Raw genomic sequence first — 19,420 nt, forward strand, 5'->3', positions numbered from 1 at the left:
AAAGAGGTGGGGATGGCAGCGACCGTAGGGCGCGGGCCCACGTGCTGCAAGACTTTGCGCAAGAGATTGCAGAATTGTTTCCGCCGGTTACACCGGCGCAACCCGCACCCCCGGCCGGACCCCCGGCCACGCCGCCGCCCGGCGTTCACGGGCCGCGTCGCCGGCGGGCGCTGTCAGCGGCGCCTGCGACCCTGCCGGAATGGAGAACGACACGGAGATGACCCTGCAACTGACCGTCGACTGCGCGGACCCGCGGCGGATGGTGGCCTTCTGGGCCGAAGCCCTGCGCTACGTCCCCGAACCCCCGCCCGGAGGACACCCCACCTGGCGCGCCTACTGGCATGAGCTGGGGGTACCCCCGGAGGAACTGCCCGACGGCGCCGGGGAGACGCCGGAGTCGATCGTCGACCCGGACGGCCGCAGCCCACGGATCTGGTTCCAGCAGGTCCCCGAGCCGAAGAACGGGAAGAACCGCCTCCACCTCGACCTGAAGGTCGGCGGCGGGCGCGACGTGCCCATCGGGGTGCGGACCGGGCGGGTCACCGCCGAGGTGACCCGCCTCACCGCGGCCGGCGCGACCGTCCTGCGGATCATGGACGAGCCGGACATGCCGTACTACGCCGTCGTGCTCCAGGACCCGGAGGGCAACGAGTTCTGCGTGGTCTGAGCCGTACCGCCCGCCGAACCGGCCACCGGGTCACCCGCCGGACCGCCCGCCGGGCCCGGGGCCTGGGCGGTCGAGCCGCGGACCACCAGCTCCGGCTGGAACACGTACTCCGTGCGCTCGACGGGGGTCCCGCCCACCGCCTCCAGCAGCGCCCCCACGGCGGCCGTCGCCATCGCGCGCACCGGCTGGCGCACCGTCGTCAGCGGCGGATCCGTGAACGCGATCAACGGCGAGTCGTCGAAGCCGACCACCGACACGTCCTCCGGCACCCGCAGTCCCCGCTCGCGCGCCGCCCGCACGACGCCCAGGGCCATCATGTCGCTCGCGCACACCACCCCCGTACAGCCCCGGTCCAGCAGGGCGTTGCCCGCCGCGTGGCCGCCCTCGACCGTGAACAGGGTGCGCTGGACCAGGCCTTCGGCGTCCGCGCCCGGCAGCGCCGCGAGGAACCCCTGCTCCTTGCGCGCCGACGGCACGTACCGGGTCGGCCCGATCGCCAGCCCGATCCGCCGGTGCCCGAGGTCCTCCAGGTGCCGTACCGCCATATCGGCCGCCGCCCGGTCGTCCGGCGACACGAAGGGCGCGCTGATCCGCTCGTTGAAGCCGTTGACCAGCACGAACGGCACCCCCCGCGCCGCCAGGCGCCGGTAGCGCTCCGGGTCGGCCGCCGAGTCCGCGTGCAGCCCCGACAGGAACACGATGCCCGTGACGCCGCGCTCCTCCAGCTGCTCCACCAGCTCGTCCTCGGTGGCTCCGCCCGGCGTCTGCGTGCACAGCACCGGCGTGTAGCCGTGCCCGGCCAGCGCCTGCTCGATGACCTGGGCGAACGCCGGGAAGATCGGGTTGGTCAGCTCCGGGATGAGCAGCCCGACCAGCCCGTTGCTCCGGCGCTTGAGCCGCACCGGACGCTCGTAGCCCAGCAGGTCGAGCGCCGCCAGCACCTTGTGCCGGGTACCGGCCGCCACGCCCGACTTGCCGTTGAGCACGCGGCTCACCGTCGCCTCGCTGACCTCGGCCTGCGCGGCGATGTCGGTGAGCCGCAGCGGGGAGGTCACCCCAGCCACCACACCGCGCTGTCGGCCGGGAGCACGTCCGGGTCGCCCAGTGCGGCGCTGGACAGCAGCACCTCGCCCGCCGCGGGCAGGCGTACGGGCTCGCCCGTGGTGTTCACCGTGCACACGAACGCCCCGCGGCGGAACGCCAGGACGCCGGCCGGGGCCTCCAGCCACTCCACCGCGTCGCCCGCACCCAGCTCGGCCCGCTCCCGGCGGATCCGCAGCGCCGCCCGGTACAGCTCCAGCGTGGACGCCGGGTCGCCGCTCTGCGCCTCCACGCTCAGGCCCGCCCACTCCGCCGGCTGGGGCAGCCAGCTGCCGCCGTCACCGAAGCCGTACGGAGCCTGCGTGCCGGACCACGGGATCGGCACCCGGCAGCCGTCGCGGAGCCCGTCCTGACCGTTCGCCTTGAAGAACGACGGGTCCTGGCGCACCGCGTCGGGCAGGTCGAGGACCTCGGGCAGCCCCAGCTCCTCGCCCTGGTACACGTACGCCGAACCCGGCAGGGCCAGCATCAGCAGGGCGGCCGCCCGCGCCCGGGCCAGCCCCTGGTCACCGCCCCCGTACCGCGTCACGTGCCGCACCACGTCGTGGTTGGACAGCACCCACGTCGTCGGCGCACCCACCGGCCGCATCGCGTCGAGCGAGTCGTCGATGGCGCCGCGCAGCGCCTCCGCGTCCCAACCCGTGTTCAGGTAGTGGAAGTTGAAGGCCTGGTGCAGCTCGTCGGAGCGCAGGTAGAGCGCCGTGCGGTCGGCGCTGGGCGTCCACGCCTCGGCGACGCCGATGCGGTCCCCGGCGTACTCGTCCAGGACGGTCCGCCAGGAGCGGTAGATCTCGTGGACGCCGTCCTGGTCGAAGAAGGGCAGCACCTGGTTGCCGAGCAGCTTGAGCTGCTCGTCGCGGCCGAGGTCGGGCAGGCCGGGGGCCTTGACCAGGCCGTGGGCGACGTCGATCCGGAAGCCGTCGGTGCCGAGGTCGAGCCAGAACCGCAGGATGGAGCGGAACTCGTCCTGGACGGCGGGGTGTTCCCAGTTGAAGTCGGGCTGCTCGGGGGCGAACAGGTGCAGGTACCACTCCCCGTCCGCGACCCGGGTCCAGGCGGGTCCGCCGAAGATGGACTCCCAGTCGTTGGGGGGCTCGGAGCCGTCCGCGCCCCGCCCCGGGCGGAAGTGGAACCGCTCGCGCAGCGGGGTGCCGGGGCCCTCGCGCAGCGCCTGCTTGAACCATTCGTGCTGGTCGGAGCAGTGGTTGGGGACGAGGTCGACGATGATGCGCAGGCCCAGGGCGTGCGCCTCGCGGATCACGGCGTCGGCGTCGTGCAGGGTGCCGAACATCGGGTCGATGGCCCGGTAGTCGGCGACGTCGTAGCCCGCGTCGGCCTGCGGGGAGGCGTAGAACGGGCTGAGCCACACGGCGTCGACGCCGAGGTCCCTGAGGTAGGGCAGACGGCGGCGGATGCCTTCGAGGTCCCCCATGCCGTCCCCGTTGGAGTCGGCGAAGCTGCGCGGATAGACCTGGTAGATCACCGCTTCTCTCCACCAACCGGGCCGGGTGCCGGAGGGGGTGGGAAGTGCGTCGGCGAGGTGCTGGGTCATGTCGTCCTTGAAGAGATCGGGCCGGTGATGCGGGGGCAGGCGGGTGGTCAGCCCTTGGTGGCGCCTGCCGTCATCCCGGCGACGAGGTGACGCTGGGCGAAGACGAAGAAGATCGCCGCGGGGATGGCGATGAGGACCGAGGCGGCGCTCATCGCACCCCAGTTGGAGGTGTACTGCGTGACGAAGGTCTGCAGGCCGCCGGCCAGGGTGAGGTTCTCCTCGCCGACCATGAAGGCGGAGGCGTACGCGACCTCGCCCCAGGCGGTGATGAAAGCGTAGAAGCCGGTGACGGCGAGGCCGGGCTTGGCCAGCGGCAGGATCAGCCGCCAGAAGGTGCCGAAGGGGTTGAGCCCGTCGACGCGGCCGGACTCGTCGATCTCGATCGGGATCGTGTCGAAGAAGCCCTTCATCATCCAGGCGCAGAACGGCACGGCGATGGTGAGGTAGGTGATGATCAGGCCGACGGGCTGGTTGAGCAGCCCGAGGTCGCCCATCAGGGTGTAGAGCGGGACGATCAGGATGGCCATCGGGAACATCTGCGTGATGAGCAGGGTCCACATCAGCGGCTTCATTCCGGGGAACTTGAAGCGGCTGACCGCGTAACCGGTCGTGGCGGCGATGAACACGCCGAGGACGGTGGTGACGCCGGCGACCAGGACGGAGTTCGCGAACCAGCTGAGGAAGTGGCTCGACTCCAGCAGGTACGTGTAGTTGCCGAGCGTGGGTTCCCTGACGAGGTCCGTGGTGATCGCGTGCTGCGCCGGCTTGAGCGAGGTCAGCAGGATCCACAGCACCGGGAACACGGCGACGACGGACGCGACGAGCAGCGTCGCGTGGAGGCCGACGGAGGCGAGCGGGGCGCGGCGGCCCCGAGTGCGGGTGGTCATGGTCACCACACCTCTCCCTGCTTGCGCAGCGAGCGCCGGTAGACCAGCGCGAAGATCATGAGCAGGGCCAGGATCAGCACGCCCCACGTCGCGGAGACGGCGAAGTCGCGCGGGCTGGTGATGAAGGCCTCGCGGAAGGCCTGGGTGACCAGGATCTCGGTGGAGTCTCCCGGTCCGCCCCGGGTGAGCAGGAAGATCACCGGGAACATGTTGAAGGTCCAGATGGTGGAGAGCAGGATCACCGTCATGCTCACGGCGCGCAGGCCGGGCAGCGTGATGTGCCGGAACCGCTGCCAGGCGCTGGCGCCGTCCATCTCGGCGGCCTCGTAGAGCTCGCCGGGGATGGACTGGAGGCCGCCGAGCAGGGCGACCATCATGAAGGGGACGCCGAGCCAGACGTTGACGGTGACGACCGCGAACTTGGCCCAGGTCGGGTCGTCGAGCCACGGGACGGCGGAGATCCCCCCGCCGTCGAGGATCTTGTTGAGGATGCCGTTGTCGCGGTTGAAGAGGAACCGCCAGGCGAAGACGGAGACGAAGCCGGGTACCGCCCACGGCAGGATGAGCGCCATCCGGTAGACGGCGCGTCCCTTGAAGTCCCGGTTGAGCATGTTGGCCAGGGCCAGGCCGAGCGTGAAGGTGATGGACACGCAGGCGACGGTCCACACCACCGTCCACACCAGCCGCTGCAGGAACACCGGGTCGCTGAGCACGGCCGCGTAGTTGTCGAGCCCGACGAACTCGTACGTGGCCTCGATGTGGCGGACGCCGATCGTACGGGAGACGTTGCGCTCGTTGGCGTCGGTCAGCGACAGGTACACGCCGCGGACCAGGGGCCAGCCGATGATCACGCCGAGCACGAGCACCACCGGGGTGACCATCGCCCAGGCGTACCAGTGGGTGGCGAGGGCGCGACGCAGCCCGCCCCGGCCGCCGGTCCTGTTGCCGCTGTCAGTCCTGCGGCTCAGGCCGCGGGCGACGTCGTTGTCCTCGACGTCGTCGCCCGCGGCCTTCGCCACCGACTGGCTGGTGTGAGCAGCCATGTTTCGTTACTTCCAGCCCTTGAGGATCTTGCGGAACTCGGCGCCGGCCGTCTTGGCCGCTTCCTCCGGGGTCGAGGCCCCGGTGATCGCCTTGGTGTACTCAACCTTCAGCGGCTCGAAGAGGGAGCCGTTCTCCGGGATCCAGGCGCGCTCGACGGCCTTGTCCACGGCCGGCTTGAAGAACTGGACCATCTCGCTGCCCTTGACGTCCGCCTGCTCGTAGGCGGCCGTGCGGGTGGGGAGCAGGCTCAGCTCCTTGGCGGACTGGACCTGGACCTCCTGGGAGGTCATGTACTCCACGAAGGCGTGCGCGGCGGCGGTGTTCTTGGAGCCGGCGTAGACCGCGAGGTCGTGGCCGCCCTGCGGGGCCCCGGCCTTGACGGACCCGGCCGGGACGGCGGCGACGCCGAGGTTGGCCTTGTCCTTGAACTGGTCGCCCGCGTAGGTGTCGGCGACGGCCCAGGGACCGTTGATCATCATGGCGACCTCCCCGGACTTGAAGGCGGTCTGCATGTTGACCCAGCCGTCGGTGGCGTTGGTGAGCGCCGCGCCCGAGGTGACCAGGTCACGTGCGGTCTTGAAGGCCTTGACGCCCGCCTCGTTGTCGACGGTGACCGTCTTGTTCTTGGCGTCGACCAGGTCGCCGCCCTCGCCGTAGATCAGCGGGAGGAACCAGTACGAGTCGTCGCCGCGCAGGTAGAGGCCGGCCTTGCCGGTCTTGGCCTTGATGGCCGCGGCGGCGGTCTTGACCTCCTCCAGCGTGGTGGGGGGCTGGACGCCGGCGTCGGCGAGCATCTTCTTGTTGTAGAAGAGGCCCAGGGTGTCGATGACCTGCGGTACGGCGTAGGTCTTGCCCTCGAACTTGCCGCTGGCCGCGGCGGCCGGCAGGAACTCGGCGTCGACCTTCTTGACGGTCTCGGCCGGGACCTCGTCCAGGTACTGGAGGGAGGCGAAGTCGGCGACCCAGCCGACGTCGGCGCGGATCACGTCCGGGGCGTCGGAGCCGCTGCTGAAGGCGTTCTTGACCTTGTTCTGCGCGTCGCCGTACGGGATGTTGACGTACTTGACGGTGACCTTGGGGTGCTTCGCCGTGAACGCCTCGGCGATCTTCTGGAAGCTGGCCTTCTCGGCTTCGTTCGAGGTGTCCCACCACGTGACCGTGCCGGAGAGCTCCCCGCCCGCGTTGTCGCCGGACGCCTTCTTGCCGTCCGACGCGTCCCCACCGCAAGCCGTCGCCGCGAGTGCCAGGGCCGCGACCAGCGCGGTGGCCGCTATGCCACGCCGCATATGAACTCCTTCGATGATCCCGGCCGCATCCTCGCGGTCCCGAGTTGCCAGGAACGTAACAAGCCCGAAAGAAGTCCGAAAGAGCTTGCGGAAATTTTCTGCAAGACGAGGTGATCGTTACATCCGTGTGTCCGTACGGTTGCCGCAGCTTGCTGTTAGTTCGAGCGACCTTCGACCTTCCGGGCCCGCAACCAGGGGGCACGTGTACGCGTTGACCCCGATATGACCCACGAGCTGACGGCCGTCCCGCTTGCAAGCGCTTCCAGCAACGCCGACGCACGCGGCGGCTGGTGGCGCGATGCCGTCATCTATCAGGTGTACGTCCGGTCCTTCGCCGACAGCGGCGGCGACGGCGTCGGGGACCTGCGCGGGGTGCGCGAGCGCCTCCCGCACCTGGCCCGGCTGGGCGTCGACGCCGTGTGGCTCACCCCGTTCTACGTCTCCCCCCAGGCCGACGGCGGCTACGACGTCGCCGACTACCGGGCCGTCGACCCCCTCTTCGGGGACCTCGCCGACGCCGACGACCTCGTCCGGGGCGCCCACGCGCTCGGGCTGCGGGTCATCGTGGACGTGGTGCCGAACCACACCTCCGAGGAGCACCCGTGGTTCCGGGCCGCCCTCGCCGGGGACCGGGACGCCCGGGCCCGGTACCTCTTCCGCCCGGGGCGGGGCGCGGACGGCGCGGAGCCGCCGAACGACTGGGAGTCCGTCTTCGGCGGACCCGCCTGGACCCGGGTCGCGGACGGGGAGTGGTACCTGCACCTCTTCGCCCCCGAGCAGCCCGACCTGGACTGGGCGCATCCGGAGGTCCCCGCCGAGTTCGCCTCCGTCCTGCGGTTCTGGCTCGACCTCGGCGTCGACGGCTTCCGCGTGGACGTCGCCCACGGGATGGTGAAGGCCGCCGACCTGCCGGACATCGGCCGCGGCGCCCAGGCCACCCTGATCGGCACCGAGCCGCTCCCCTTCTTCGACCAGGACGGGGTCCACGAGATCCACCGTTCCTGGCGCCGGCTCCTGGACTCCTACGCGGGCGACCGCATCGGGGTCGCCGAGGCGTGGGCCCCCACCTCCGAGCGGCTGGCGCTGTACGTCCGGTCCGACGAGCTGCACCAGGCCTTCAACTTCCGCTTCCTGAACTGTCCCTGGGACTCCACCGCGATGCGCGCCGTCATCGACGAGTCCCTGGCCGCCACCGCCTCGGTGGGGGCGCCGACGACGTGGGTGCTGTCCAACCACGACGTGGTGCGGCACGTGACCCGGTACGGGGGCGGCGATCAGGGGCTGGCCCGGGCGCGGGCGGCCGCCCTGCTGATGCTGGCCCTGCCGGGTTCGGCGTACGTGTACCAGGGCGAGGAGCTGGGCCTGCCCGAGGTCCTCGACCTGCCCGACGCGGCCCGCCGGGACCCGGCCTTCCAGCGGGGCGCGGGGCAGGACGGGCTCCGCGACGGCTGCCGGGTGCCGATCCCGTGGTCCGGCACGGAGCCGCCCTACGGCTTCGGACCGGCCGGGAGCTGGCTGCCGCAGCCCGCCGGGTGGGGCGGGCTCAGCGTCGCCGCCCAGACCGGTGATCCGCACTCGACGCTGGAGCTGTACCGCGCGGCCCTGGAGCTGCGCCGGGCCCTGCCGGGGCTGGGGGCGCCGGAGGGCGGGCGGTCGGGGCCCGCCGGGGACTGGGACGGTCCGGCCACGGGGATGCGGTGGCTGCCGGCGCCCGAGGGGGTCCTCCTCTTCACCCGGCCCGGCTTCGCCTGCACCCTCAACAGCCGGCCCGTTCCGGTCGAGCTGCCGGCGCCGGGGCGGCCCGTGCTCTCCAGCTCTCCGGTGTGTACGGACAGCCGTACGGTGGTGCTGCCCCCGGACTCGTGCACGTGGTGGGCATTGTGACGCGGGACCGGTACAGTCCAATCCCGTGACCGCACGGCTAGCCGACATCGCAGCCCAGGCGGGGGTCAGCGAAGCCACAGTCAGCCGCGTGCTCAACGGCAAGCCCGGTGTGGCCGCAGGCACCCGCGAGTCCGTGCTGGCCGCGCTCGACGTCCTCGGCTACGAACGGCCCGTACGGCTGCGACAGCGCAGCGCGGGGCTCGTCGGCCTGATAACTCCGGAGCTGGACAACCCCATCTTTCCGGCGCTCGCCCAGGTCATCGGGCAGGCGCTGACGCGGCAGGGGTACACGCCGGTGCTGGCCACGCAGACGCCCGGCGGGTCCACCGAGGACGAGCTGACCGAGATGCTGGTCGACCGGGGGGTATCCGGGATCATCTTCGTCTCGGGGCTGCACGCCGACACCACGGCGGACATGGGCCGCTACGACCAACTCCGCGGGCAGGGCGTCCCGTACGTCCTCATCAACGGGTTCTCCGACAAGGTGCGGGCCCCCTTCGTATCGCCCGACGACCGGGCCGCGATGCAGCTGGCGGTGACGCACCTGGCCGCTCTCGGCCACACCCGGATCGGGCTGGCGGTGGGGCCGAAGCGGTTCGTGCCGGTGCTCCGCAAGATCGAGGGCTTCCGGCTGGGGATGAAGGAGCGCCTCGGGCTCGACGAGGCGGAGGTCGAGGAACTGGTCCAGCACTCCCTCTACACGCTGGAGGGCGGCCAGGCCGCCGCGGCCGCGCTGATCTCCCGCGGCTGCACGGCGGTGGTGTGCGCGAGCGACATGATGGCGCTCGGCGCGATCCGGGCGGCCCGGCAGCAGGGGCTTCGGGTGCCGCAGGACGTGTCGGTGGTCGGTTTCGACGACTCCCCCCTCATAGCCTTCACCGATCCGCCGCTGACCACGATCCGGCAGCCCGTGCTGGCGATGGGGCAGGCGGCGGTGCGGACGCTGCTGGAGGAGATCGGCGGTACGCCCGCCCCGCACAGCGAATTCGTCTTCCTCCCGGAACTGGTGGTGCGCGGTTCCACGGCCTCCGGTCCGGGGCAGCACCGCAGGCCGTAGGGGCCTCGTAGTCCCCGGGGCGGACCCGCTGCGCCGAAGACCGTCCCGAGGGATGATCGGAGGCGAGAGGGCATCTGGCAGACTCTTGGCCCATGGGTGAAGCGAGCGTGACGACACTGGAAACCCGGACGGATGTCCCGGCGCCCAGCACTGCCGGGGTGGAGGCCCGCCCGGTACCGGAGCGCACCCTGCTGGAGCGGCTGCGGAGCCCGCGCCGCCCCAGGATCTGGTTCGAGATCCTGCTCATCGCGATCAGCTACTGGACGTACTCGCTGATCCGCAACGCGGTGCCCGAGCAGAAGGCGGCGGCCCTGGCCAACGCCGACTGGATCTGGAACGTCGAGCGGGACCTCGGCATCGCGGTGGAGCAGACCGTCAACCACGCCGTGAACTCAGTGACGTGGCTGATCGTGGGCATGAACTACTACTACGCGACGCTGCACTTCGTGGTGACCATCGGCGTGCTGGTGTGGATCTACCGCTTCCACCCCGGGCGGTACGCGGCCACCCGCCTGGTCATCTTCGCCACCACGGGCGTGGCCCTGGTCGGCTACTTCTTCTACCCGCTCGCGCCGCCCCGCCTGATGAACGGGCAGGACTTCATCGACACCGTGCTGGTCCACCACACCTGGGGGTCGATGGCCTCGGGGAACCTCAAGAACATGTCGAACCAGTACGCGGCGATGCCGTCCATGCACATAGGCTGGTCGCTCTGGTGCGGGCTGACGATCTTCGCGGTCGCCTCCGCCCCCTGGGCCCGGATCCTGGGCCTGCTGTACCCGACGGCGACCCTGGTCGTGATCGTGGCCACCGCCAACCACTTCTGGCTCGACGCCGTGGGCGGCATGATCTGCCTGGCCTTCGGCTACGCCGTCTCGCGGTCCTGGTACGGCGCGATGCCGCACCGCCTGCCCCGCCACCCCGAGCACACCGACCGGCACCCGGCGGCGGCGCTGCTGAACCGCTTCCGCGCCCGGGCCTGAGCAAGGCCTCCGGACCACGCACGCGCCCGCCCCCGGGAGGAATCCGGGGGCGGGCGCACGCGTCAGGAGGACTGCTCCGTGAGGATCGCCGGGTCGGACTGGCCGGCCGCGCCGGTTTCGACCTTGCCGGCGAAGCGGCGGCCGAAGTCCGCGACCCCGGATGCGGTGACCGTCACGTCGTACCAGCGTTTGGTGTTCTTCAGGGAGACGCTGTGGGTGACGGTGGCGCCCTTGGCGACGGTAATGCGCCTGGGCCCGCCGCCGTAGGCGTTGGTGACCGTGAGCGTCACCGCGGCCGCCCCGGCGTTACCGAGGGTGAGGTCCAGGTTGCCGGTCGTGGCGTTGTGCCGTGCGGTCACCTCGGGGCCGGGGGTGGTGCCGGGGTTGCGGAAGCCGCGCAGGAAGCCGTTGGGGCCGTGGACGGTCAGGTCGGTGACGCCGGCCGAGTAGCGCGTGTTCCAGGTGTCCGAGATCGACTTGCCGGCCTCGGTGGTGTACGTCCAGGGGGCATCGGTGCGGTTGCCCGCGGTGACGTAGAACTGCGCGCCCAGGTCCGGTCCGCCGCTGAAGGTCAGCCGGAACGTTCCCGCCGCGGTGAGCGCCGCACCGTCCACGTACGGGGCGTAGCCCAGCGGGCGGGTACGGCACGAACCCTTCTCCTGGCGCGGCATGCTCGCCACGGCCGGCGGGGTGGCCCGGAAGTCGGGGTGGCGCTCCCGGTCCTGCGGCTGCCACGCGCCGGTGTCGGGCAGTGACACGGTGGCGGTGTCCTTGCGCGCGAAGTCGAAGGCCGACGTCAGGTCACCGCAGACGGCGCGGCGCCAGGGCGAGATGTTGGGTTCGTGCACACCGAAGCGCTGCTCCATGAAGCGGACGACGGAGGTGTGGTCGAAGGTCTCGGAGCAGGAGTAGCCGCCGGTGCTCCACGGTGAGACGACGAGCATGGGAACGCGCGGCCCCAGCCCGTACGGTCCGGCGACGTAACCGGCCTTTCCGGGGAAGACGTCGAGTGCGGTCGGCACGGTCGACAGGCCCTGGCGGGCGTCGGCCGGGGCGTACGGCGGGACCACGTGGTCGAAGAAGCCGTCGTTCTCGTCGTAGGTGATGAACAGCGCGGTGCGGGCCCAGACGTCCGGGTTGGAGGTCAGGGCGTCCAGCACCTGCGCGATGTACCACGCGCCGTAGTTGGAGGGCCAGTTCGAGTGCTCGCTGAAGGCCTCGGGGGCCGCGATCCAGGAGACCTGGGGCAGGGTGCCGGCGGCGACGTCCGCGCGCAGCCGGTCGAAGTAGCCCTCGCCGGCCTTGGCGTCGGTTCCGGTGCGGGCCTTGTCGTGGAGCGGGTCGCCGGGCTGGGCACTCCGGTAGTTGTTGAAGTAGAGGAGCGAGTTGTCTCCGTAGTTGCCGCGGTAGGCGTCGTCGATCCAGCCCCAGGATCCGGCCGCGTTCAGGCCGTCGCCGATGTCCTGGTAGACCTTCCAGGAGATCCCGGCCGCCTCCAGGCGCTCGGGGTAGGTGGTCCAGCCGTAACCGGCCTCGGCGTTGTTGAGGACCGGGCCGCCGCCCTTGCCGTCGTTGCCGGTGTGGCCCGACCAGAGGTAGTACCGATTGGGGTCGGTCGAGCCGATGAACGAGCAGTGGTAGGCATCGCAGACGGTGAACGCGTCGGCGAGGGCGTAGTGGAAGGGGATGTCCTCGCGCGTCAGGTGGGCCATGGTGGCCGGCGTCTTGGCGGGCACCCAATTGTCGTACTTGCCCTGGTTGAAGGCGCTCTGGCCTCCGGCCCAGTCGTGGTTCAGGCCCTGGAGGAACTCCATGCCGAGGTCGTCGGACGGCGGACGGAAGGGCAGCGTCTCCTTGCCCGCGTTGTCGGCCTGGTGCCAGACCGACTTGCCGCTGGGCAGGGTCACGGGGCGCGGATCGCCGAAGCCGCGGACGCCGCGCAGCGCACCGTAGTAGTGATCGAAGGAACGGTTCTCCTGCATCAGGACCACGATGTGCTCGACATCGGCGATGGTTCCGGTCGTCCCCTGCGCGGGGATGGCGGCGGCGCGCGCGATGCTCTCGCCCAGCAGGCTCAGGGCGGCGGCTCCGCCGGTGAGCTGGAGAAAGCGGCGGCGGTTGAGTTCTGCCATGGCGAGAGGGACCTCTGCTTTGTTCGAGGGTGCTTGACCTTCCCCAAGAACAGCGGGTCCGGAGTACCGGAGAGGGAGCCGGGTGTGACGGCGGCGGGTACACGAGGCGAACAGCAGTCGGATTCCGGTGGGGAGGACGTAACGAAAGGTGCGCCGCCGGTCACGAGCGGGAGGGCCCCGGGTCGCGGTGGGTGGTCCGGCCTCCGGACATCGTGAGGCGTACGGGGGCCTCGGCCAGTTCGTCCACCCCGGCGGTGACCGGGTCGAGGGCGAAGGCCGTCAGGTCGGCCCGGTAGCCGGGCGCGATCCGTCCCGCCACCTGCTGCTCCCCCGCCGCGAGCGCGGCGTGCGAGGTCAGTCCCTCCAGCGCCATGAGCCCGGTCAGGGCGGGACCCGCGGCGGCCGCGCCGAGGGGGCTGCGGGCGGTCACCAGGATCTGCCGGGCGTCGTAGTGGGCGACGGGCCAGTCCGAGCCGAGCGCGAGGACCGCTCCGGCGTCGCGCAGGTCGCGGCAGCGCCAGGCGTGCGAGGCCCGTTCCTCCCCGAGCCGCTTCGACCACTCGTCGGTGTGGTCGGCCCGGGTGTAGGCGGTGTGCGGCGGTTGCATCGAGGCGATCACGCCGAGCTCCGCGAACCTCGTCACCTGTTCGTCGGGGACCGTCTCGATGTGCTCGATCCGGTGCCGCATCCGGGCCGGTGCGCCCAGGGCGGCCACGGTGTCCAGGACGTGCCGGACGGCCGCGTCGCCGATGGCGTGGGTCGCGGTGCGGACGCCGGCCGCGTCCAGGACCCGTACGGCGCGGGCGTAGGCGTCGGGGTCGGGCCAGAAGGCGTCGCTGCCCTGGCCGTGGCAGTCGGCGTGCTCCAGCCATGCGGTGCCGCCCTCGACGGTGCCGTCCATGAAGAACTTCACGCCGCCGATCCGCCAGTGGCGGCCGCCGGTGCCCTGGAGGGCGATCAGTTCCGCCAGCCCGGCCTCGTCCGCGCCGGGCATGCACCAGGGGGCCAGGTTGAGGCGCAGCGGCAGCTCACCCTCGTACTCGACGGTGGCGAGGAGGGCCGGTACGTCGCCGTCGCCGAGGTCCATGACGTGTGCGCCGGTGAGGCCGGTGGCGGCCATGGAGCCGAGGAGCTCGACGAGGCGGGTCCGGCGCTCGGTGTACGAGGGCTTGGGGACGAGGTTGCCGACGAGGGCCATCGCGGCGTGCTCGAGGAGGTGGCCGGTGGGGCGGCCGTCGCCGTCGCAGACGATCTCGGAGCGCTGGGCGAAGGTGCGGGGGCCGGTGATCCCGGCGGCTGCCAGGGCGGCGCCGGAGACGAGGGCGGAGTGGCCGTCGTAGAGGCGCAGGAAGGCGGGGGCTCCGGCGAGCGCCTCCTCGATCAGCGCCCGGTCGACGGGACGCCCGCCGAAGGCGTTGTGGTCGAGCCCGTGGCCGGTGACCCAGCCGCCGGGGCCCCGGCCGGCGGTGCGCAGGGCGGCCCGCAGCTGGTCGGGGTCGCGGACGGCGGAGAGGTCGGTGCCCCCCGCCATCTCGATGCCCCAGACGGGGTGGCTGTGGGAGTCGGTGAGGCCGGGGGTGAGGGTGGCGCCGCGGAGGTCGATCACCTCGGTGGCGGGGCCGAGCCAGTCGCGTACGTCGGTTTCGTCGCCGACGGCCGTGATCTCGCCGCCGCGGACGGCTACCGCACGGGCTTCGGGGCGCTCGGGGTCGAGGGTGCGGACGCGGGCTCCGGTGAGGACGGTGTCGGCAGCGGGCACGGCGGTTCTTCTCCTTGGGCGGGGCCGGGGACGGGACGGCGACGGCGATTCGGCCCCCGGCCCCGGCCCGGAAGGGACGGTCTAGGTCCTGGGGGCCCAGGCGGGCGCCGAGGGCTCCGGGCCGTCCAGCGCGTGGCGGACCTTCTCCTTGAGGGTCTTCGGCGGGCTCTGCGCCTCCTCCTGCGTGTGCACGAGGCGGGCAGCGGTCACGCGGACGTGGCACTCCCGGTCGCGCTGCCTGAGCCAGACCAGCCACGCGCCACCGGCGGTGAGGAAGGCGCTGCGGGCCGGGGTGTCGCCCGGGCGGGCGTGGCGGGCGATGAGGGCCGGTACGTAGTGCAGGGCGGCGTCCTCGGCCACGGCGAGGGCTTGCTCCTGCGAAGCACCGACGGGGTGCCTGGCCACCAGTGCCCAGCGGTGCAGTTGCAGCTTGACGCCGTCGGCGGCTCGCGTCACACGGGTGTCCTCCTCGATGAGGACGTACCACTCAGCAGTCATGCCCGGAGCTTAGGGGGTGTCGTCAAACTCGCTCCTGCCGTGCGGCCCGGGCACGCACGGCCCGCCCCCCGGGCGTACGGAACGACTTTGACGAGACCCCCCGGGCCCCCGGTCGGGCGGCGCACCGGCCCCCGGGAGCAGCGTGCGGAAGCCGCAACCGTTTCCCGGCCTCGGCGTCAAGTCCGCCTCGGACAGGCCTCGTTGCCGTGAGGGCCATCGGGTAGGTTCTGGAGACTGTTTCCGATGCTGACGGGGCGGACGTGTTAGAGCTGACGGGGAGCGGGGCCGGGCCGCTGGAGGCGGGGGATCCGCGCCGGATCGGGTCGATCCCGCTGGCGGGGCGGCTCGGAGCCGGCGGGATGGGGCGGGTGTACCTCGGCGTCAAGGACGGCCGGTACGTCGCCGTCAAGCAGCTGCTGGCCTCGGTCGTCGGCGAGGACGAGGACTTCGTGCGCCGCTTCGGGCACGAGCTGGACCATCTGGCGCGCCTGCCCGAGGGGGCGACGGCGCCGCTGCTCGCCGGCGACCGCACGGCCCGGCCGCCGTGGTTCGCCACCGCGTACGTCCCCGGGGTCACGCTGAAGGAGGCCGTCGAGCTGCACCGCGGCCCGCTGCCCGCCCACTCCCTCTGGCTGCTGCTGCGGGAGGCCGCGGCGAGCCTGGCGGCGGTGCACGCGCCGAGCAGAGCCAGCTGACCCGGACCGGCATGGTCGTGGGCACCCCCGCCTACATGGCCCCGGAGCAGGCCTCGGGCAAGCGGCGGCTGAGCGGCGCCACCGACGTGTTCGCGCTGGGTTCGGTCCTCGCGTACGCGGCGTGCGGGGAGCCGCCGTTCGGCGACAACCCGCCCGCCATGCGGCTGGAGAAGCTGGAGGCCGCCCCCGGCCGGGGCCCCGGCCGGGAGTCGGCGCCGAGTGCGCCCCCGTCCCCGCCGCCACCGGCCCTGGTTCCCGTTCCGGAGGCCGTGGCCGCGACCCGGCCCGCCGCGGGCCCGGCCGCCGCCGCCCCGGCCCGTCAGCCGCTGTAGAACAGCTCGTCCACGACCGCCCGCGCGCGGCGGGTGATGCGCCGGTAGTCGTCCAGCATCTCGCCGGCCGTGCCCTCGGCGTAGCCCAGGTAGCGGCCCACCGCGCCCAGTTCGCGGGCCTCGGTGGGGAACGTGTCCCCCGCACGGCCGCGCACCAGCATCACGGCGTTGCGGACGCGGGTGGCCAGCACCCAGGCCTCGTCGAGGATCTGCGCCTCCTCGGTGGGGATCAGCCCGGCCGCGTGGGCGGCGGCCAGGGCGTCCCGGGTCCGGGTGGTGCGCAGGCCCGGTTCGGCCCAGGCGTGCCGCATCTGGATCAGCTGGACGGTCCACTCGACGTCGCTGAGGCCGCCCCGGCCGAGCTTGGTGTGCAGGGTCGAGTCGGCGCCGCGCGGCATCCGCTCCGACTCCATGCGGGCCTTGAGCCGGCGGATCTCCCGTACGGCGTCCTCCCCGAGCCCCTCCACCGGGTAGCGCAGCGGGTCGATCAGCTCGATGAAGCGGCGGCCCAGTTCCTCGTCACCGGCGACGGGCTGGGCGCGCAGCAGGGCCTGGCTCTCCCAGGTCAGGGACCAGCGGCGGTAGTAGGCGGCGTACGAGGCGATCGTGCGGACCAGCGGACCGGAGCGGCCCTCGGGGCGCAGGTCGGCGTCGATGAGCAGCGGCGGGTCGGCGGAGGGCAGCTGGAGCAGTCTGCGCATCTCGGAGATGACGGTCTGGGCGGCCTTCGCGGCCTCCTGCTCGTCGACGCCCTCGCGGGGCTCGTGGACGAACAGGACGTCGGCGTCGGAGCCGTAGCCGAGCTCGTGGCCACCGAAGCGGCCGACGCCGATGACGGCGAAGCGGGTGGGGAGGGTGTCGCCCCAGTGGTCCTGGACGGCGGCGCGCAGGGCGCCCGCGATGGTCGCGGCCGTCAGGTCGGAGACGGCTCCGCCGACCCGGTCGACGAGGGCTCCGTGGTCCTCCTCGGCCGGGTTGTCCTCCGTACCGTACGAGCCGATGATGTCGGCGGCCGTGGTGCGGAACAGCTCGCGGCGCCGGACCCCGCGGGCGGCGGCGACCCCGGCCTCGGGGGTCGCGGCCCGGCCGACGGCGGCGAGCACCTCCTGCTCCAGGGCCTCGTGCGTACGGGGCTGGAGGCCCTCGGGGTCGCCGAGCAGCGCGACGGCCTCGGGGGCGCGCAGCAGCAGGTCGGGGGCGAGGCGGCCGGCGGACAGGACGCGGGCGAGGTTCTCGGCGGCGGCGCCCTCGTCGCGCAGGAGCCGCAGGTACCAGGGGGTCTTGCCGAGGGCGTCGGAGACCTTGCGGAAGTTCAGCAGGCCCGCGTCCGGGTCGGCGGAGTCGGCGAACCAGCCCAGCATCACGGGCAGCAGGGTGCGCTGGATGGCGGCCTTGCGGGTGACGCCGGAGGCGAGGGCCTCCAGGTGGCGCAGGGCCGCGACCGGGTCGGCGTACCCGAGGGCTTCGAGGCGCTGGCCGGCGGCGCGCGGGGAGAGCCGGGTCTCGCCGGGGGTGAGCTGGGCGACGGCGTCGAGGAGCGGCCGGTAGAACAGCTTCTCGTGCAGGCGGCGGACCACGGAGGCGTGCCGGCGCCAGGCCTTGTTGAGCTCGGCGACGGGTTCGGTGCGCAGGCCCATGGAGCGGCCGAGGCGCCGCAGGTCGGCCTCGTCCTCGGGGACGAGGTGGGTGCGGCGCAGCCGGTAGAGCTGGATGCGGTGCTCCATGGCGCGCAGGAAGCGGTACGCGTCGTTCAGCTGGGCGGCGTCGGCGCGGCCGACGTAGCCGCCGGCGGCGAGGGCGTGCAGGGCGTCGAGGGTCGAGCCGGAGTGCAGGGTGGCGTCGCTGCGGCCGTGCACGAGCTGGAGCAGCTGGACGGCGAACTCGACGTCGCGCAGGCCGCCCGGGCCGAGCTTGAGTTCGCGGTCGACCTGGGCGGCGGGGATGTTGTCGACGACGCGGCGGCGCATCTTCTGGACGTCGGGGACGAAGTTCTCGCGCTCGGCGGCCTGCCAGACGAGGGGGCTTATGGCCTCGATGTACTCGGCGCCGAGCGCCTCGTCGCCCGCGACGGCACGGGCCTTGAGGAGGGCCTGGAACTCCCAGGTCTTGGCCCAGCGCTGGTAGTAGGCGAGGTGGGAGGCGAGCGTCCGGACGAGCGGACCGTTCCTGCCCTCGGGGCGGAGGTTGGCGTCGACGGGCCAGATGGTGCCCTCGACGGTGGTCTCGGAGCAGATCCGCATGAGGTGGGAGGCGAGGCGGGTGGCGGCCTGGACGGCCTTGCCCTCGTCGGCGCCGTCGGTGCCGTCGCCGCCGTCCCCGACGAAGATCACGTCGACGTCGGAGACGTAGTTGAGCTCGTTGCCGCCGCACTTGCCCATCGCGATGACGGCGAGCCGGCACCGTGCCGCGTCCTCGGGGGCGGCCGCGGAGGCGATGCGCAGGGCCGCGCGGAGCGTGGCGGTGGCGAGGTCGGCGAGCTCCGCGGCGGTCTGGGCGACGTCGGTGGTGCCGCAGACGTCCCGGGCGGCGATGGACAGCAGACAGCGGCGGTAGGAGACGCGCAGCTGGACGGGGTCGTGGGCGTCGGCCAGCCCCTTCTCGAACTCGGGCAGCCCGGGGTGCAGGTCGGCGGCCTCGTACGTGACGAGGGACCGCCAGTCGCGGGGGTGGCGGGCGAGGTGGTCGCCGAGCGCCTCGGAGGCACCGAGCACGCCGAGGAGGCGGTCGCGGAGCGGCTTGGCGCTGACGAGGGTGTCGAGGAGGACGGGCCGGTCCTCCTCGGTCTGCGCCTCCGCGAGCCGGACCAGTCCGAGGAGGGCGAGGTCGGGGTCAGCGGTCGCCCCGAGGGCGTCGAGGAGGACCGGGTCGGTCCGTACGGAGGCCAGCGCGTCGGCGTCGAGGAGCCGGGCCGCGGTGGAGGGGTCGGTGAAGCCGCTGCGCAGCAGCCGGATGAAGGTGCTGCTCCTGCGTCCCGGGACTGTCATCCCGTGGCCTCCCGCGGTCGTCGCCGCCACTGCCCTGGCGTGCATGTGGTGCCCTGTGGTGCCTGTGGTGCCTGTCGTACCCGGGCTGAGCCTATCCGGAGCAGGCGTTCGACTCACCCGACGCGGACGCGACGCGAGCGGTGACGTCCGGCCGTCGGGCGAGGCGGGGGGCGGGTGGGGCGGTCGGCCCGGGGGCCTGCGGGGCCGCGTGCACTGCGGGGCCGCGCGACAGCAGGGGCCGCGCGACAGCAGGGCCCCGCGACAGCGCCGGCCCGGGGCTCGGGTGAAACCGGCGGCGGCGGGCGCGCGGCCGTGGCGGGCCGCGGGGGCGGTGCTGCCGGGGGCGGCCGGGCGGCGGGCCCCCTGGGTGCCCCCTCGGAGGTCGGCTCCGGCAGCGGCCCGTGCCGCCGGGGGGGAGGGGCCGCCCCGGGTGACCCCGGAGGCCGACGCCGGGCGCGCCCGTCCTGCCGGGCCAGGACGCTGCCGGTGCTGATGGAGCAGGGGACGGCCCGTGCTGCCGGCGAGCTGGTCAGAAGGACGGACCGCCCCTGATGACCCC

At 72.9% G+C, this 19,420-nt stretch carries 13 protein-coding genes and 1 pseudogene; 5 read left to right on the forward strand and 9 right to left on the reverse strand.

Annotated features, from left to right (window positions below):
* Positions 1-199 precede the first annotated feature (199 nt).
* Positions 200-667 (forward strand): VOC family protein, encoded by a 468-nt coding sequence (locus ACFWW8_RS27425; protein WP_386532308.1) that lies wholly within the window; start codon positions 200-202, stop codon positions 665-667.
* Here ACFWW8_RS27425 and ACFWW8_RS27430 read toward each other — a convergent pair.
* Genes ACFWW8_RS27430 through ACFWW8_RS27450 form a run of 5 tightly spaced genes read right to left on the reverse strand, consistent with a single transcriptional unit; the run spans position 616 to position 6,537 of the window.
* The gene (locus tag ACFWW8_RS27430) at positions 616-1,731 is read right to left on the reverse strand and encodes a LacI family DNA-binding transcriptional regulator (protein WP_386532311.1); all 1,116 of its coding nucleotides are present in this window, start codon (positions 1,729-1,731) and stop codon (positions 616-618) included. The two genes, ACFWW8_RS27425 and ACFWW8_RS27430, sit on opposite strands and share 52 nt — an antisense overlap.
* A complete protein-coding gene (locus ACFWW8_RS27435; RefSeq protein WP_386532314.1) occupies positions 1,719-3,320 on the reverse strand; it encodes a glycoside hydrolase family 13 protein in 1,602 nt (533 codons plus the stop codon). The genes ACFWW8_RS27430 and ACFWW8_RS27435 overlap by 13 nt, the downstream gene beginning before the upstream one ends.
* Before the next feature lie 47 nt (positions 3,321-3,367).
* Positions 3,368-4,207, reverse strand: a complete 840-nt coding sequence (locus ACFWW8_RS27440) for a sugar ABC transporter permease (RefSeq protein ID WP_386532317.1) — start codon at positions 4,205-4,207, stop codon at positions 3,368-3,370.
* Positions 4,208-4,209: 2 nt separating this feature from the next.
* Complete coding sequence (locus tag ACFWW8_RS27445) at positions 4,210-5,250, reverse strand: carbohydrate ABC transporter permease (protein ID WP_386532320.1); 1,041 nt, start codon at positions 5,248-5,250, stop codon at positions 4,210-4,212.
* A 6-nt stretch (positions 5,251-5,256) separates the two neighbouring features.
* The gene (locus ACFWW8_RS27450; protein WP_386532323.1) at positions 5,257-6,537 is read right to left on the reverse strand and encodes an extracellular solute-binding protein; all 1,281 of its coding nucleotides are present in this window, start codon (positions 6,535-6,537) and stop codon (positions 5,257-5,259) included.
* 222 nt (positions 6,538-6,759) lie between these two features.
* Between ACFWW8_RS27450 and ACFWW8_RS27455 the strand changes: the two genes are divergently transcribed.
* The 3 genes from ACFWW8_RS27455 to ACFWW8_RS27465 all read left to right on the forward strand — a co-directional run bounded on the left by ACFWW8_RS27455 (position 6,760) and on the right by ACFWW8_RS27465 (position 10,461).
* On the forward strand, positions 6,760-8,421 hold the full coding sequence (locus ACFWW8_RS27455; RefSeq protein ID WP_386532325.1) for a glycoside hydrolase family 13 protein: 1,662 nt from the start codon (positions 6,760-6,762) through the stop codon (positions 8,419-8,421).
* 25 nt (positions 8,422-8,446) lie between these two features.
* Positions 8,447-9,478, forward strand: a complete 1,032-nt coding sequence (locus tag ACFWW8_RS27460; RefSeq protein ID WP_386532328.1) for a LacI family DNA-binding transcriptional regulator — start codon at positions 8,447-8,449, stop codon at positions 9,476-9,478.
* 92 nt (positions 9,479-9,570) lie between these two features.
* A complete protein-coding gene (locus ACFWW8_RS27465; RefSeq protein WP_386532331.1) occupies positions 9,571-10,461 on the forward strand; it encodes a phosphatase PAP2 family protein in 891 nt (296 codons plus the stop codon).
* Between the two features lie 62 nt (positions 10,462-10,523).
* On the opposite strand, the gene ACFWW8_RS27470 is transcribed toward ACFWW8_RS27465, so the two are convergent.
* From ACFWW8_RS27470 to ACFWW8_RS27480, 3 genes are all read right to left on the reverse strand, one after another.
* Positions 10,524-12,593, reverse strand: coding sequence for a phosphocholine-specific phospholipase C (locus ACFWW8_RS27470; protein ID WP_386532333.1), 2,070 nt, complete (start codon positions 12,591-12,593; stop codon positions 10,524-10,526).
* Between the two features lie 160 nt (positions 12,594-12,753).
* Complete coding sequence (locus tag ACFWW8_RS27475) at positions 12,754-14,352, reverse strand: amidohydrolase (protein ID WP_386532336.1); 1,599 nt, start codon at positions 14,350-14,352, stop codon at positions 12,754-12,756.
* An 81-nt stretch (positions 14,353-14,433) separates the two neighbouring features.
* The gene (locus tag ACFWW8_RS27480) at positions 14,434-14,850 is read right to left on the reverse strand and encodes a hypothetical protein (protein ID WP_386532338.1); all 417 of its coding nucleotides are present in this window, start codon (positions 14,848-14,850) and stop codon (positions 14,434-14,436) included.
* Between the two features lie 260 nt (positions 14,851-15,110).
* Between ACFWW8_RS27480 and ACFWW8_RS27485 the strand changes: the two are divergent.
* Positions 15,111-15,763: pseudogene (locus tag ACFWW8_RS27485) on the forward strand (serine/threonine-protein kinase); the annotation flags it as partial.
* 101 nt (positions 15,764-15,864) lie between these two features.
* On the opposite strand, the gene ACFWW8_RS27490 reads toward ACFWW8_RS27485, so the two are convergent.
* On the reverse strand, positions 15,865-18,861 hold the full coding sequence (locus tag ACFWW8_RS27490; protein ID WP_386532341.1) for a bifunctional [glutamine synthetase] adenylyltransferase/[glutamine synthetase]-adenylyl-L-tyrosine phosphorylase: 2,997 nt from the start codon (positions 18,859-18,861) through the stop codon (positions 15,865-15,867).
* Positions 18,862-19,420: the final 559 nt, after the last annotated feature.

It is taken from the genome of Streptomyces sp. NPDC058701, assembly GCF_042715295.1.
In the GTDB taxonomy this organism is placed as follows: Bacteria; Actinomycetota; Actinomycetes; order Streptomycetales; family Streptomycetaceae; genus Streptomyces.